This is a genomic window from Burkholderia sp. AU38729 (assembly GCF_020419725.1).
Taxonomy (GTDB): domain Bacteria; phylum Pseudomonadota; class Gammaproteobacteria; order Burkholderiales; family Burkholderiaceae; genus Burkholderia.
In genome coordinates this window covers 210,235-224,929 of sequence record NZ_JAIZQO010000008.1, presented here as the reverse complement: position 1 = coordinate 224,929, position 14,695 = coordinate 210,235, and the positions used below count along the sequence as shown (strand labels likewise).

Here is a 14,695-nt window from a genome sequence, read left to right as displayed (position 1 = left end):
CGCATCCCTCACGTGACTGCATGAACGAATCGTTCCCTCGACAGATTTCCGGCGGCGCTGCGCGCGCCGTCCGCGCCGCGCTTGCCGCGACGCTCGTGGCGCTCCCGCTGGTCGGGCTGGCGCCGCTCGCCCATGCCGAGAAGGCCGACCAAGGCAAGCCGATCAACGTCGAGGCCGACAACCTGACCTATGACGACCTGAAGCAGGTCACGGTCGCGACCGGCAACGTCGTGATCACGAAGGGCACGATCATCATCAAGGGCGATCGCGTCGAAGTGCGCCAGGACCCGGAAGGCTATCAGTACGCCACTTCGTTCGGCAGCGGCAAGAAGCACGCGACGTTCCGCCAGAAGCGCGAAGGCCTCGACGAGTACATCGACGGCGACGCCGAGCGCATCGACTACGACGGCAAGCAGGACCTGACCACGCTGACCACCGCCGCGACCGTGCGCCGCCTGCAGGGTACGTCGACCGTCGCCGATACCGTGCACGGCAGCGTGATCACGTACGACGGCCAGCGCGACTTCTACACCGCGAAGGGCGGCAAGGACGTCGCCGCGCCGGGCAACCCGAACGGCCGCGTGCGCGCGATGCTGTCGCCGAAGAACGGCGGCCCCGCGCCGCTGAACGGCGCGCCGGCAAAGCTGTCGCCGTCGACCACGATCCAGGGGGCGCCGGGCCAATGAACGCGCTACCGAACCGCCAGCCGGCCGGCACGACGAGCTCGCTCGTCGTCCGCAACCTGAAGAAGCGCTACGGCTCGCGCACGGTCGTCAAGGACGTGTCGCTCGACGTGAAGAGCGGCGAAGTCGTCGGCCTGCTCGGCCCGAACGGCGCCGGCAAGACCACGTCGTTCTACATGATCGTCGGCCTGGTGCCGCTCGACGCCGGCGAGATCTCGCTGAACGGCAGCTCGATCAGCCTGCTGCCGATCCACAAGCGCGCCTCGCTCGGCCTGTCGTACCTGCCGCAGGAAGCGTCCGTGTTCCGCAAGCTGACCGTCGAGGAGAACATCCGCGCGGTACTCGAGCTGCAGCACGGCGAAGACGGCAAGCGGCTGTCGAAGGACGCGATCTCGTCGCGCGCCGAAGCGCTGCTCGACGAGCTGCAGATCGCCCACCTGCGCGAGAATCCCGCGCTGTCGCTGTCGGGCGGCGAACGGCGCCGGGTCGAAATCGCGCGCGCGCTCGCCACCAACCCGAACTTCATCCTGCTCGACGAACCGTTCGCCGGCGTCGACCCGATCGCGGTGCTCGAGATCCAGAAGATCGTCAAGTTCCTGAAGCAGCGCAACATCGGCGTGCTGATTACCGATCACAACGTCCGCGAAACGCTCGGCATCTGCGACCACGCCTACATCATCAGCGACGGCTCGGTGCTCGCCGCCGGTGCGCCGAGCGAAATCATCGAAAACGAAAGCGTACGCCGCGTGTACCTCGGCGAACACTTCCGGATGTAACTCCTCCTCGTGGCTGGCTGCACCCCGCCCGGCGTCGCCGCGCGGGGCCGCGCCCCGCTTCGCGGCCATGCCCGCGGCCGGGCGGCGCGCCGCGCGTAATCGCGGATGGCTCAACGCGCCTGGGTCGTGGCAAACTGCCGGTATGACTCCCTCCTTGCCATGAAAGCCAGCCTTCAACTCCGCCTGTCGCAACATCTGGCGCTGACGCCCCAGCTACAGCAGTCGATCCGGCTCCTGCAGTTGTCGACGCTCGAATTGCAGCAGGAAGTCGCGATGGCCGTCGCGCAGAACCCGCTGCTCGAGAACGAGGATGAATGGATCGCGAGCCCGCTGCGTGTCGCAGCGGACGGATCGCTGATCGCGCAGACGCCTCCCGCGCAGAACACCGAGCCCACTGCGACCAACGGCAGCAGTTCGTCGAGCGATCGTGCCGAACGCGACGAGCCGGCCGGCGCGGACGAATACGACGGTTATGCATCCGGCGACGGCAACGACGGCCCGCAGTGGAACCTCGACGAATACGGCCGCTCGAGCGGCGCATCCGACGACGACGACCTCCCGCCGCTGCAGGTCCAGGAAGCGGCGACGTCGCTGCGCGACCACCTGTCCGCGCAATTGCGCGTCACGCAGGCCGGCCCGCGCGACCGCGCGCTCGTGATGTTCCTGATCGAATCGCTCGACGACGACGGTTACCTGACCGCCACGCTCGATGAAGTGCTCGCCGACCTGCCGCCCGAGCTGGAAATCGACTGCGACGAACTGAACGCGGCGCTTGCGCTGCTGCACAGCTTCGATCCGGCCGGGGTCGGTGCCCGCTCGGCATCCGAATGCCTGAAGCTCCAGTTGCTGCGCCTCGATCCGTCCCCGACACGCACGCTCGCGCTCGAGATCGTGTCGCAGCATCTCGAGCTGCTCGCCGCCCGCGACTTCACGCGGCTGCGCAAGCACCTGAAGGCGAGCGACGACGCGCTGCGCGACGCGCACACGCTGATCCGCTCGCTGGAGCCGTTCCCCGGCGCCGCGTACGGCAAGGCCGAGGCCGACTACGTCGTGCCCGACATCATCGTGAAGAAAGCCGGCCAAGGATGGCTCGCGGAGCTCAATCCGGAGGTCGTGCCGCGCCTGCGGATCAACAACCTTTACGCGAACATCCTGCGCAACAGCCGCGGCGATCCGTCGGCCGGTTCGCTCAAGCAGCAGCTCCAGGAGGCACGCTGGCTGATCAAGAATATCCAGCAGCGTTTCGACACGATCCTGCGTGTCGCGCAGGCCATTGTCGAGCGTCAAAAGAACTTCTTTGCGCACGGTGAAATTGCCATGCGCCCCTTGGTTTTGCGGGAAATAGCTGATACGCTGGGCCTACACGAGTCGACTGTCAGCCGTGTGACAACCGGGAAGTACATGCTGACCCCGTTCGGGACGCTTGAATTTAAGTACTTCTTCGGATCTCACGTCTCGACCGACACCGGTGGCGCCGCTTCGTCGACAGCCATCCGAGCCCTCATCAAGCAACTGATAGGAGCTGAAGACCCTAAATCGCCACTTTCGGACAGCCGCATTGCCGAGCTGCTGGCAGAACAGGGATTCGTGGTCGCGCGCCGCACGGTTGCGAAGTATCGCGAAGCCCTCAAGATCCCGGCAGTGAATCTGCGCAAGTCTCTTTAAGCCTGCTGCCTGCCCGGCGGCAGGCGTGTCCCGACCACCGCGCACACGGGGAACAGGCCGGGCGACCTGTCCGCGATACGCCGCCTTCGTGCGGCACGGGCAAGTCGACCGGAGCGCCGCCTCGATGCGGCCGGGTGGTCACTCGCTTGGAGAAGCACTATGAACCTGAAGATCAGTGGACATCATCTCGAAGTCACGCCTGCAATTCGCGAATACGTGATCACCAAGCTGGACCGGGTGCTACGGCATAGCGATCAGGTGATCGATGGCACTGTGATCCTCTCGGTCGACAACCACAAGGAAAAGGACAAGCAGCAGCGCGCGGAAATCAACCTGCACCTGAAGGGCAAGGACATCTTCGTCGAAAGCGCGAACGGTAACCTGTATGCAGCGATCGACCTGCTGATCGACAAGCTGGATCGCCAGGTCGTCAAGCACATGGAGCGCCTGCAAACGCACGCGCACGACCCGATCAAGCTTCAACCGTCGATCGACCAGATCGAACTGCCGCCGCAGTAACCTTCACCGCAACACATACGTCGCCCGGTTCGCCGGGCGTTTTTTTTGCGACTCCGCGCAGGGGTGCAACCGGTCCTTCCGCGCTGCGCCACGCACGCGGCTGTGCTCTATAATGTTCCGGTTATCGCCGGGGGGCGCTGGATGCGGTAGCTGCCTTGCAGGTTGCCGATGCCGAACGCCTTGATATCGCCGAACATGGATAATCAGTCTGCCGCCGCAAGGAGACCCCAGGCCGCCCAATCGCCTGCCAACATGAATCGCCTAGCCAAAATCCTGCCCATAGAGAACGTCGTCATCGACCTCTCAGTCACCAGCAAGAAACGCGTGTTCGAACAAGCCGGGCTGATGTTCGAGAATCAGAACGGCATCGCCCGCAGCACCGTCACGGACAACCTGTTCGCGCGCGAGCGACTCGGCTCGACCGGGCTCGGCGAAGGCGTCGCGATTCCGCACGGGCGCATCAAGGGTCTCAAGCACCCGCTCGCCGCGTTCGTCCGGCTCGCCGATGCGATCCCGTTCGAAGCCCCCGACGGCCAGCCGGTCGGCCTCCTGATCTTCCTCCTCGTGCCCGAGCAAGCCACCCAGCAGCACCTCGAGATCCTGTCGGAAATCGCGCAACTGCTGTCCGATCGCGACGCGCGCGAGCGTCTGCACAACGAAACGGATATCGCCGAGTTGCATCGCCTGCTCACTCAGTGGCAACCTTGAGTTGATCCGGGCGGAATATTTTCCCGTACGCGGCGGCACACGCCGCCGTTCAGGGCCGCCCGGCGCCGGCCCGGCATGGCGACGTCCGTCGCCGCGCGCACGCACCGGCCCATTGGAGTGACGAGAGTCATGGATACGTCCAGCATCAACGCCCAGAGCATCTTCGACGACAACGCGGCCACGCTGAAACTGAGCTGGCTGACGGGGCATGAAGGCTGGGAGCGCGGTTTTTCGGCCGACACCGTCGGCAATGCAACCTCGAGCGCCGACCTCGTCGGCCACCTGAACCTGATCCACCCGAACCGGATCCAGGTGCTCGGCGAAGCCGAAATCGACTACTACCAGCGGCAAACCGACGAAGACCGCTCGCGCCACATGGCCGAGCTGATCGCGCTCGAACCGCCGTTCCTCGTCGTCGCCGGCGGGGCCGCGGCCCCGCCCGAACTCGTGCTGCGCTGCACGCGCTCGTCGACCCCGCTGTTCACCACGCCCATGTCGGCCGCCGCGGTGATCGACAGCCTGCGGCTCTACATGTCGCGCATCCTCGCACCGCGCGCGACGCTGCACGGCGTGTTCATCGACATCCTCGGGATGGGCGTGCTGCTGACCGGCGATTCGGGCCTCGGCAAGAGCGAACTCGGCCTCGAGCTGATCAGCCGCGGCCACGGCCTCGTCGCCGACGACGCGGTCGATTTCGTCCGACTTGGCCCCGATTTCGTCGAAGGGCGCTGCCCGCCGCTGCTGCAGAACCTGCTCGAAGTGCGCGGTCTCGGCCTGCTCGACATCAAGACGATCTTCGGCGAAACCGCCGTGCGGCGGAAAATGAAGCTGAAGCTGATCGTCCAGCTCGTGCGGCGCCCCGACGGCGAATTCCAGCGCCTGCCGCTCGAAAGCCAGACGGTCGACGTGCTCGGCCTGCCGATCAGCAAGGTCACGATCCAGGTGGCGGCCGGCCGCAACCTCGCGGTGCTCGTCGAGGCGGCCGTCCGGAACACGATCCTGCAGTTGCGCGGAATCGACACATTGCGCGATTTCATGGATCGGCAACGACTGGCGATGCAAGATCCCGACAGTCAGTTCCCCGGCAAACTGGTGTAACCCGCACGCGCCGGCCGCGCAACGCCGACGCGTCGAGCCGGTGCTATGATGAAACGTCAGGATTCTCTGCTTCCCATGCGCATCGTCCTCATCACCGGCATCTCCGGCTCAGGCAAGTCCGTCGCGCTGAACGCGCTCGAAGACGCAGGCTATTACTGCGTCGACAACCTGCCGCCGCACGTGCTCCCCGAACTCACCCGCTACCTCGCCGAGGATGGCCAGCACCGGCTCGCGGTCGCGATCGACGCGCGCTCGAGCGCGTCGCTCGACGAAATGCCTGGCCTGATCCGCGACCTGTCGCGCGAGCACGACGTGCGCGTGCTGTTCCTCAACGCGAGCACCCAGGCGCTGATCCAGCGCTTCTCCGAAACGCGCCGCCGCCATCCGCTGTCCGGCTCGCTGTCGCACGATGCGGACGTCGGCCTGCTGTCGTCGCTCGAGGAAGCGATCGAGCGCGAACGCCACCTCGTCGCGCCGCTCGCCGAATTCGGCCACCAGATCGACACCAGCACGCTGCGCGCGAACGCGCTGCGTACTTGGGTCAAGCGCTTCATCGAGCAGAAGAACAACGACCTGATGGTGATGTTCGAATCGTTCGGCTTCAAGCGCGGCGTGCCGCTCGACGCCGATCTGATGTTCGACGTGCGCGCGCTGCCGAATCCGTACTACGACCACGAGTTGCGCCCGCTCACCGGGCTCGACCAGCCGGTCATCGCCTTTCTCGACGCACTGCCGATCGTCCACCAGATGATCGACGACATCCATGCGTTCCTGATGAAATGGCTGCCGCACTTCCGCGATGACAACCGCAGCTACCTGACCGTCGCCATCGGCTGCACGGGCGGGCAGCATCGGTCGGTGTTCATCGCGGAAACGCTCGCCGCGCGCCTTGCGCACGACGCGAACGTGATCGTGCGGCATCGTGACGCGCCAGTGGATGTCGACGCGTCGTCGCGGCTCGTCTCCGAGGTCGACCGACCCTAGCGACGCCCGCCCCAACGCCCGCGCGCCATGTCCTCCCTATCGACCACCCTGATCGACCTGCCGCTGTTTCCGCTGCACACGGTGCTCTTCCCGGGGGGCCTGCTCCCGCTCAAGGTGTTCGAGGCGCGCTATCTCGACATGGCCCGCGCGTGCCTGCGCGACGATGCACCGTTCGGCGTGTGCCTGCTGAAGAGCGGGCCGGAAGTCGCGCAGGACGGCGCCGTCTCGGTGCCCGAGACCATCGGCTGCATGGCGCGCATCACCGAATGCGATACCGGTGAATTCGGCATGCTGTACCTGCAGGCGGTCGGCACGCAGCGTTTCGAGCTGCTGTCGTATCGCGTCGAAGGCAACGGGCTGCTGGTCGGCATCGCGGAGCCGCTGCCGGACGACATCCCGCTCGAAGGCGAGCAGGCGCTCGCGCAGTTCGGCTCGTGCGCCGAGGTGCTCGAGCGCATCATCGACGCGCTGAAGAAATCCGATCCGCAGAAGATGCCGTTCGGCGAACCGTTCCGCCTCGACGATCCGAGCTGGGTATCGAACCGTCTCGCGGAACTGCTGCCGCTCGACCTGCGCGCGCGGCAAAAGCTGATGGAGTTTCCGGACGTCGGCGCGCGCATCGATGCCGTGCACCACGTGCTCGACCGGCACGGCTGGTTATAGCGAGCGCGGGACCTGTCGCTTTGCCTGAGTTATCCGGGAGAGGGCGTCCAACGAGGGGCTTCCTTCCGGGCGAAAAGCCGGGCCGGCGTGTTCCGAATCGCCCCAGACAGCCACTTCCCGCCAGCCCACCCAAGGCGACTTCCGTCGGCACGAAAAACCACGAGCGTCCGACGTTTCCCTGAAAGCGCGGCGTGCGCCGCGCCCCTTCCCCTTCGTTACAGCAGCGGCCCGCTCAGCGCATCGAGCAGCTTGCGCACGGGCGCTGGTACGCCATACGCGTCGAGCCGGCTCAGCGGCACCCACGCGGTGTCCGCGTCCCGCGCGCCGGCGGGCAGGCCGCCGGCGGCCATGTCGCTCAGCCGCGGCTCGATCTCGAGCCGGAAATGCGTGAACGTGTGCGTAAGCGGCGCGAGCGGCACCGTGCCGCCGCCGCCGAAGCCACGTGCGAGTTCCGCGAGCGCGGCGTCGCCGTCCGCTTGCGGCAGGCTCCACAGCCCGCCCCAGATGCCGGTCGGCGGCCGCCGCTCGAGCAGCACGGCGTCACCGTCGCGCAGCACGAGCATCCAGGTCTTGCGGGTCGGCACGGCCTTCTTCGGCCGCGCGGCCGGCAGTTCGCGCTGGCGGCCCGTCGATTGCGCGACGCAGTCGCCCGCGAACGGGCAGCGCGCGCAATCGGGCTTGCCGCGCACGCACAGCGTCGCGCCGAGATCCATCAGCCCCTGCGTATACGCGCTCACGTCGGCCGCGTTCGCGGCGTCGGGCAACAGCGATTCGGCGAGCGCCCACATGTCGTTCTCGACACGCTTCTCACCCGGGAAGCCTTCGACGCCGAACACCCGCGCCAGCACGCGCTTCACGTTGCCGTCGAGAATCGTCGCGCGCGCGCCGTACGCAAACGACGCGATCGCCGCGGCCGTCGAACGGCCGATGCCCGGCAATTCGGCCAGCGCGTCGGGCGTCGCCGGAAACGCACCGCCGTGCTCGGCGACGACGACCTGCGCGCAGCGATGCAGGTTGCGCGCGCGCGAGTAGTAGCCGAGCCCCGCCCAGAGCGTCATCACGTCGTCGGTCGGCGCGGCCGCGAGCGCGGCCACGTCGGGGTAGCGTTCGAGAAAGCGCGTGTAATACGGGATGACGGTCGATACCTGCGTCTGCTGCAGCATGATTTCCGACAGCCAGATCCGGTACGGATCACGGGTGTTCTGCCACGGCAGGTCGTGGCGGCCATGCTCGCGCTGCCACGCGACCAGGCGCGTGGCGAACGTGCGATGCAGCGGCGTGACGGGGAACGGAGCGGGGGCGATGCGGGGCGGCTTCAAGTGATCTAATTGTGGAAAAAGGTTTCAACGCTGGCAGGTCGGGCAGAAATAGGTCGACCGCTGGCCCTGCACGATCTGGCGGATCGGCGTGTTGCATACGCGGCACGGCTGGCCCGCACGATCGTAGACGAAGCAGTCGAGCTGGAAATAGCCGCTTTCGCCGTTGCTGCCGACGAAATCGCGCAAGGTGCTGCCGCCGCGCTCGATCGCGTCGGCAAGCGTCGCGCGCACTGCGTCGGCCAGCCGCTCGTAGCGCGGCAGCGACACCTTGCCGGCGGCCGTCGTCGGCCGGATGCCGGCGCGAAACAGGCTCTCCGACGCATAGATGTTGCCGACGCCGACGACCATGTCGCCCGCGAGCAGCGCCTGCTTGACCGACACGGTGCGCCCGCGCGTGCGCGCGTGCAGCAGCGCGCCGGTGAACGCCGGCGAGAACGGCTCGACGCCGAGGCTCGCGAGAAGCGGATGCGCATGCACGTCGCCCGCTTCGCGCGGGTGCCACAGCACCGCGCCGAAGCGGCGCGGATCGCGGAACCGCAACACGAATTCGTCGAAGATCCAGTCGATGTGGTCGTGCTTCGCGGCGACCGGCACGCCAGCCGCGGGCAGCACGCGCAGCGTGCCCGTCATGCCGAGGTGGACGATGAACCAGCCCGCGTCGACCTCGAACAGCAGATACTTGCCGCGACGCTCGACGGCGAGCACCTCGCGCGCGCGCAACTGCTCGGCGAGCCCGGCCGGCACGGGCCAGCGCAGCATCTCGGTACGGACGTCGACACGCTCGACGCGGCGGCCCGCGACAAAGGGCGCGATGCCCCGGCGCGTGACTTCGACTTCTGGCAACTCTGGCATGTTTTGCGGGTCTGAGACTGGATTCACGATCGTGCGTGTATTGTAGCGAGCGCGTTACAATCGGTTGAAACATCGAACGGATTTCCATGACCCTGCCCTCGAAGCTGCTTCAGAAGCGTCCCGCCGCCGTGCGCGGCGCGCGCGCCTTCCCGGTCCGCCGTGCACTCGGCGCCGCGCTGTTTGCCGCCTGGACCCTCACCGCCTTCCCGGCCCACGCGCAGGATCCGGCATCGGACGACGCGGAGTCGCAGGGCGCGTTCGAGCATGTGATGCCGGACGAGAAAAAAGATCTCCCCGGCGTTCCGCTGACGAGCCAGATCGTCTACCAGGTGCTCGCCGCCGAGGTCGCGCTGCAGCGTAACCAGCCCGCACCGGCCTACCAGACCTACCTCGCGCTCGCCCGCGACACGCGCGATCCGCGCATGGCGCAGCGTGCGACCGAGATCGCGCTCGGCGCGCAGAGCCCGGCTGACGCACTGTCCGCCGCGAACCTGTGGCGCCAGTACGCACCCGATTCGAATCGCGCATCGCAGGTCGACGCCGCGCTGCTGGTGCTCGCCGGCAAGCCGGCCGACGCACAGCCGATGCTCGCGCGCGAGCTGGCCCGGGCGACCGGCGAGACGCGCGGCCCGGCGATCCTCGCGCTGCAGGCGCTGCTCGTGCGCGGCTCCGACCGCGTCGGCGGCCTCGCGGTGCTGAAGGACATGCTGAAGAACGACCTGAACCGGCCCGAAGCGCAGCTCGCGATCGCGCGCCAGCAGCTCGCGGTCGACGACAAGGACGGCGCCGCGCAGTCGCTGAAGCAGGCGCTGCAGCTCCGCCCCGACTACCTGCCGGCGGCTTTGATGCTGTCGCAGATGGGGCCGGCGGAACGCGCGGCGGGCATCGCGTCGTTCGAGAAGTATGTTCAGCAGAATCCGAAGTCGCGCGATGCGCGGCTCGCGCTGTCGCAGCTCTATCTCGCCGACGATCGCCTCGACGACGCGCAGAAGCAGTTCGAGACGATGCGCAAGCTCGACTCGAAGGATCCGACGCCGCTGATGGCGCTCGCGCTGATCAAGATCCAGCAGAAGAAGCTCGACGAAGCGACCGGCTACCTGAAGCAGTACGTCCAGCTCGGCGACAAGCAGCCGAACCTCGACGTCGGCCAGGGCTACATCTACCTCGCGCAGATCGCGATCGACCAGAACAACGACGCGCAAGCGTCGCAGTGGCTCGACAAGGTCGACCAGACGAGCCAGCACTACCTGCCCGCGCAGATCACGCGCGCGCAGCTGCTGCAGAAACAGGGCAAGACCGACGAGGCGCGCAAGGTGCTCGACGACCTGCCGATCACGGATCCGCGCGATGCGGCCGTGGTCGCACGCACCGACGCGTCGATCCTGTTCACCGCGAAGCGCTACCCGGAAGCCGAGGCACGGCTCGGGCAGGCGGTTCAGGACTTCCCCGACGATCCCGACCTGCGCTACGACTACGCGATGGCGGCCGAAAAGACCGGCCACTACACGACGATGGAAAAGCAGCTGCGCGAGCTGATCCGCACGCAGCCCGACAATCCGCAGGCGTACAACGCGCTCGGCTACTCGCTCGCCGATCGCAACCAGCGGCTCCCCGAAGCCAGCAAGCTGATCGACAAGGCGATGACGCTCGCACCGAACGACGCGTACATCATGGACAGCCTCGGCTGGGTGAAGTACCGGATGGGCGATACGGCCGGCGCGACGAAGGTGCTGCGGCGCGCGTACGAACTGCAGCCGAACGCCGAGATCGGCGCGCATCTCGGCGAAGTGCTGTGGAAGAGCGGCGCGCAGGACGATGCGCGTTCCGCATGGCGTGACGCACAGAAGCTCGAGCCGGACAACGACACGCTCGTGCAGACGCTGAAACGCCTCCAGATCAACGGTCTCTGATGCAGATGTTCCCGACGTTTTCCCTGTCCTTCCGCGCGCAGCGCACGCTGGCCGCAGCCGGCACGGCGCTCGTGCTCGCCGGCTGCGCGAGCACGCCGCCGTCGGCCAGCGCGCCGACCGGCGCGGCGCTGCAGACCGCCGCAACGCACGCTTACCATGGCCGCTTCGCGGTGCGGTACGACGACCGTCTCGGCAATCCGCAGAACGTGTACGGCAACTTCGACTGGCAGGAGCACGGCGACGACGTGTCGCTCGAGCTGCGCAGCCCGCTCGGCCAGACGCTCGCGGTCGTGAAGTCGACGCCGCAGGCGGCATCGCTCGAATTGCCGAACCGTCCGACGCAATATGCGCCGGACGTCGGCGACCTGATGCAGAAAACGCTCGGCTTCGAACTGCCGCTCGCGGGCCTGCGCTACTGGCTGCTGCCGACCGCCGCGCCCGCCACGCCCGCGCAGACGGTGCGCGATCCGGCCGACGGTACGCGCGTCAAGCAGATCCGCCAGGACGGCTGGACGATCGACTACCTTGCCTACGCGGACGCCCCGGCCACGGGCGTCAAACGCGTCAACCTCGTGCGCGCGACACCGCCGCTCGACATCAAGCTCGTGCTCGATCAGTGAGCACTGGCCCAGCCCAGACATACGCATGACCGATTCGACCCGCTCGCTGCGCAACTGCCTTGCGCCCGCGAAACTCAACCTGTTCCTGCACATCACCGGCCGCCGTCCGAACGGCTATCACGATCTGCAGAGCGTGTTCCAGTTGCTGAACTGGGGCGACACGCTGCACTTCACGCTCCGCGACGACGGCCGCGTCGCACGCGTCACCGACGTGCCCGGCGTGCCCGAGGAAAGCGATCTCGTCGTGCGCGCGGCCAACCTGCTGAAAGCGCATACGGGCACCGCGCACGGTGTCGACATCGAGATCGACAAGTGCCTGCCGATGGGGGCCGGCCTCGGCGGCGGCAGCTCCGACGCGGCGACGACGCTGCTCGCGCTGAACCGCCTGTGGCAACTCGACCTGCCGCGCGCCGAACTCCAGTCGCTCGCGGTAAAACTCGGCGCAGATGTCCCGTTTTTTATTTTTGGAAAAAATGCGTTCGCAGAGGGTATCGGAGAAGAATTAGCTGAGGTACAATTGCCGACTCGCTGGTTCTTGGTTGTAACGCCCCGCGTTCACGTCCCAACCGCTGAAATATTTTCAGATGAGTTGTTGACAAGAGATTCGAAGCGCGTCACAATTACGGACTTTCTTGCACAGCAAAGCAGCGACGCGGGATGGCCAGATAGTTTCGGTCGGAACGATATGCAGCGAGTTGTGACAAGTAAGTATGCGGAAGTTGCGCAGGTGGTCAAATGGTTGTATGATGTGACCCCCGCGAGGATGACCGGCTCCGGAGCAAGCGTGTTTGCAGCGTTTCGCAGCAAGCATGAGGCAGAAGCGGCGCAAGCCAAGCTGCCCACCGGCTGGAACGGTGCAGTTGCCGAGAGCCTGAACGAGCATCCGCTCTTCGCTTTCGCGTCATGAAGTTTTACTTTGCCGAACGGCCTACACAAGTTCGGTGAAGTTATCAGTTAAGTGTAGGGGAGTCGCCAAGTTGGTCAAGGCACCGGATTTTGATTCCGGCATGCGAGGGTTCGAGTCCTTCCTCCCCTGCCAAAAATTTTCCCGCATTTCCCGCCTAAGCCCGAAGCAGGTGCACGATGAGCAGCCATGACGGCCTGATGGTTTTTACTGGCAACGCGAATCCCGCGCTCGCCCAGGAAGTCGTCAATATCCTTGGAATTCCCCTCGGCAAAGCAATGGTCAGCCGTTTCTCCGACGGCGAGATCCAGGTCGAGATCCAGGAAAACGTGCGTGGCAAGGACGTCTTCGTCCTGCAATCCACGTGCGCACCGGCGAACGACAACCTGATGGAGCTGATGATCATGGTCGATGCGCTCAAGCGCGCATCCGCCGGCCGGATCACCGCAGCCATCCCCTACTTCGGTTACGCCCGTCAGGATCGCCGCCCGCGTTCGGCGCGCGTCGCGATCTCGGCGAAGGTCGTCGCGAACATGCTGGAAATCGCCGGCGTCGAGCGGATCATCACGATGGATCTGCACGCCGACCAGATTCAAGGCTTCTTCGACATCCCGGTCGACAACATCTACGCAACGCCGATCCTGCTGGGTGACCTGCGCAAGCAGAACTACCCGGATCTGCTCGTCGTGTCGCCGGACGTCGGCGGCGTGGTGCGTGCCCGGGCACTCGCGAAGCAGCTCAACTGCGATCTCGCGATCATCGACAAGCGTCGCCCGAAGGCGAACGTCTCCGAAGTGATGAACATCATCGGTGAAGTCGAAGGCCGCACCTGCGTGATCATGGACGACATGGTCGATACGGCAGGCACGCTCTGCAAGGCCGCGCAAGTGCTGAAAGAGCGCGGCGCGAAGCAGGTCTTCGCCTACGCGACGCACCCGGTGCTATCGGGTGGCGCAGCCGATCGTATCGCCGCATCGGCGCTCGACGAGCTGGTCGTCACCGACACGATCCCGCTGTCCGCCGAATCGCTCGGCTGCTCGAAGATCCGTTCGCTGACGAGCGCGAGCCTGCTGGCCGAAACGTTCTCGCGGATCCGCCGCGGCGACTCGGTGATGTCGCTGTTCGCGGAATCCTGATCGCGAATCGACTGAACAAAGCATGCGCAGAAAGCGAAGCGGCAACGCTTCGCTTTTTGCACAATCGGACGGGATAGACGAAACCCCGTCCGTTTCATCGGGGGCCGCAGTTTGACGGCCCCGTTTTACTGCCTGGTCGCGGGCAGCTATTGGAGAATCACATGAAAGTCGTCGCTTTCGAGCGCCAAGAGCAAGGTACGGGTGCGAGCCGCCGCCTGCGCAACGCTGGTAAGACCACGGGTATCGTTTACGGTGGCGAAGCAGCCCCGCAAAAGATCGAACTCGATCACAACGCCCTGTGGCACGCCCTGAAGAAGGAAGCTTTCCACTCGTCGATCCTCGACCTCGAAGTGGCTGGCCAGTCGCAACAGGTTCTGCTGCGCGACGTGCAATACCACCCGTTCAAGCAACTGGTGCTGCACGTGGACTTCCAACGCGTTGACGCGAAGAAGAAGCTGCACACGAAGGCTCCGCTGCACTTCCTGAACGCTGAAATCAGCCCGGCCGTGAAGCTGTCGAGCGCGATCGTTTCGCACGTCGCGACGGAAATCGAAATCGAGTGCCTGCCGGCTGACCTGCCGGAGTTCCTCGAAGTCGACCTGTCGAAGATCGAAGCCGGTCAATCGCTGCACGCGAAGGACATCACGCTGCCGAAGGGCGTCGCGCTGGTCGCGCACATCGACGCGGAAAACCCGGTTGTCGCATCGGCGACGGTCCCGGCGGGTGCCGTGTCGGACGCAGCAGAAGGCGAAACGCCGGCTGCCTAAGCGGGCTGCCCACGCGCCCCATCGATCCGTTTCTCGAAACGGTCGACGCAACCCGCCGCGGCTTGCCCGGCGGGTTTTTCTTTTTCTGCGC

Annotated in this window: 15 protein-coding genes and 1 tRNA gene; 14 read left to right on the top strand and 2 right to left on the bottom strand. The window is 66.2% G+C overall.

Annotated elements, in window-relative coordinates; translation table 11 throughout:
- Positions 1 to 20: 20 nt before the first annotated feature.
- The 8 genes from lptA (at position 21) to LGM56_RS22105 (ending at position 7,096) form a co-directional block, all read left to right on the top strand.
- Complete coding sequence (gene lptA / locus LGM56_RS22140) at positions 21 to 686, top strand: lipopolysaccharide transport periplasmic protein LptA (RefSeq protein WP_089426349.1); 666 nt, start codon at positions 21 to 23, stop codon at positions 684 to 686.
- A complete protein-coding gene (gene lptB / locus LGM56_RS22135; RefSeq protein ID WP_039346017.1) occupies positions 683 to 1,459 on the top strand; it encodes an LPS export ABC transporter ATP-binding protein in 777 nt (258 codons plus the stop codon). The genes lptA and lptB overlap by 4 nt, the downstream gene beginning before the upstream one ends.
- Positions 1,460 to 1,618: 159 nt before the next feature.
- Positions 1,619 to 3,124, top strand: coding sequence for an RNA polymerase factor sigma-54 (locus LGM56_RS22130; protein ID WP_226206785.1), 1,506 nt, complete (start codon positions 1,619 to 1,621; stop codon positions 3,122 to 3,124).
- Positions 3,125 to 3,283: 159 nt separating this feature from the next.
- The gene (gene hpf, locus LGM56_RS22125; protein ID WP_006477786.1) at positions 3,284 to 3,643 is read left to right on the top strand and encodes a ribosome hibernation-promoting factor, HPF/YfiA family; all 360 of its coding nucleotides are present in this window, start codon (positions 3,284 to 3,286) and stop codon (positions 3,641 to 3,643) included.
- Positions 3,644 to 3,811: 168 nt separating this feature from the next.
- Positions 3,812 to 4,351, top strand: a complete 540-nt coding sequence (locus LGM56_RS22120) for a PTS sugar transporter subunit IIA (RefSeq protein ID WP_011353226.1) — start codon at positions 3,812 to 3,814, stop codon at positions 4,349 to 4,351.
- A 129-nt stretch (positions 4,352 to 4,480) separates the two neighbouring features.
- Positions 4,481 to 5,449: an HPr(Ser) kinase/phosphatase gene (gene hprK, locus LGM56_RS22115; protein WP_011353227.1), complete on the top strand. Its 969-nt coding sequence runs from the start codon at positions 4,481 to 4,483 to the stop codon at positions 5,447 to 5,449.
- 75 nt (positions 5,450 to 5,524) lie between these two features.
- Positions 5,525 to 6,433, top strand: coding sequence for an RNase adapter RapZ (gene rapZ, locus LGM56_RS22110; protein WP_089495664.1), 909 nt, complete (start codon positions 5,525 to 5,527; stop codon positions 6,431 to 6,433).
- A 27-nt stretch (positions 6,434 to 6,460) separates the two neighbouring features.
- The gene (locus LGM56_RS22105) at positions 6,461 to 7,096 is read left to right on the top strand and encodes an LON peptidase substrate-binding domain-containing protein (RefSeq protein WP_089441042.1); all 636 of its coding nucleotides are present in this window, start codon (positions 6,461 to 6,463) and stop codon (positions 7,094 to 7,096) included.
- 215 nt (positions 7,097 to 7,311) lie between these two features.
- Here LGM56_RS22105 and mutY read toward each other — a convergent pair whose 3' ends face one another.
- Together mutY and mutM are read right to left on the bottom strand one after the other, a co-directional pair.
- Positions 7,312 to 8,415 carry an A/G-specific adenine glycosylase gene (gene mutY / locus LGM56_RS22100; protein ID WP_226206784.1) on the bottom strand — a complete coding sequence of 368 codons (1,104 nt, stop codon included), beginning with the start codon at positions 8,413 to 8,415 and terminating at the stop codon, positions 7,312 to 7,314.
- A gap of 24 nt (positions 8,416 to 8,439) precedes the next feature.
- Positions 8,440 to 9,267 (bottom strand): bifunctional DNA-formamidopyrimidine glycosylase/DNA-(apurinic or apyrimidinic site) lyase, encoded by an 828-nt coding sequence (gene mutM / locus LGM56_RS22095; RefSeq protein WP_046544386.1) that lies wholly within the window; start codon positions 9,265 to 9,267, stop codon positions 8,440 to 8,442.
- A gap of 86 nt (positions 9,268 to 9,353) precedes the next feature.
- Here mutM and LGM56_RS22090 point away from each other — a divergent pair, with 86 nt between their 5' ends.
- The 6 genes from LGM56_RS22090 (at position 9,354) to LGM56_RS22065 (ending at position 14,604) form a co-directional block, all read left to right on the top strand.
- On the top strand, positions 9,354 to 11,177 hold the full coding sequence (locus LGM56_RS22090; RefSeq protein ID WP_226206783.1) for a tetratricopeptide repeat protein: 1,824 nt from the start codon (positions 9,354 to 9,356) through the stop codon (positions 11,175 to 11,177).
- Complete coding sequence (lolB, locus tag LGM56_RS22085; protein ID WP_089495668.1) at positions 11,177 to 11,797, top strand: lipoprotein insertase outer membrane protein LolB; 621 nt, start codon at positions 11,177 to 11,179, stop codon at positions 11,795 to 11,797. Before LGM56_RS22090 ends, lolB begins: the two co-directional genes overlap by 1 nt.
- 25 nt (positions 11,798 to 11,822) lie before the next feature.
- Positions 11,823 to 12,704, top strand: coding sequence for a 4-(cytidine 5'-diphospho)-2-C-methyl-D-erythritol kinase (ispE, locus tag LGM56_RS22080; RefSeq protein WP_089495669.1), 882 nt, complete (start codon positions 11,823 to 11,825; stop codon positions 12,702 to 12,704).
- 55 nt (positions 12,705 to 12,759) lie between these two features.
- Positions 12,760 to 12,836 (top strand) — tRNA-Gln (locus tag LGM56_RS22075).
- 44 nt (positions 12,837 to 12,880) lie between these two features.
- A complete protein-coding gene (locus LGM56_RS22070) occupies positions 12,881 to 13,837 on the top strand; it encodes a ribose-phosphate pyrophosphokinase (RefSeq protein WP_069248896.1) in 957 nt (318 codons plus the stop codon).
- Positions 13,838 to 13,998: 161 nt separating this feature from the next.
- On the top strand, positions 13,999 to 14,604 hold the full coding sequence (locus LGM56_RS22065; protein ID WP_085042200.1) for a 50S ribosomal protein L25/general stress protein Ctc: 606 nt from the start codon (positions 13,999 to 14,001) through the stop codon (positions 14,602 to 14,604).
- The last annotated feature ends 91 nt before the right edge of the window (positions 14,605 to 14,695 follow it).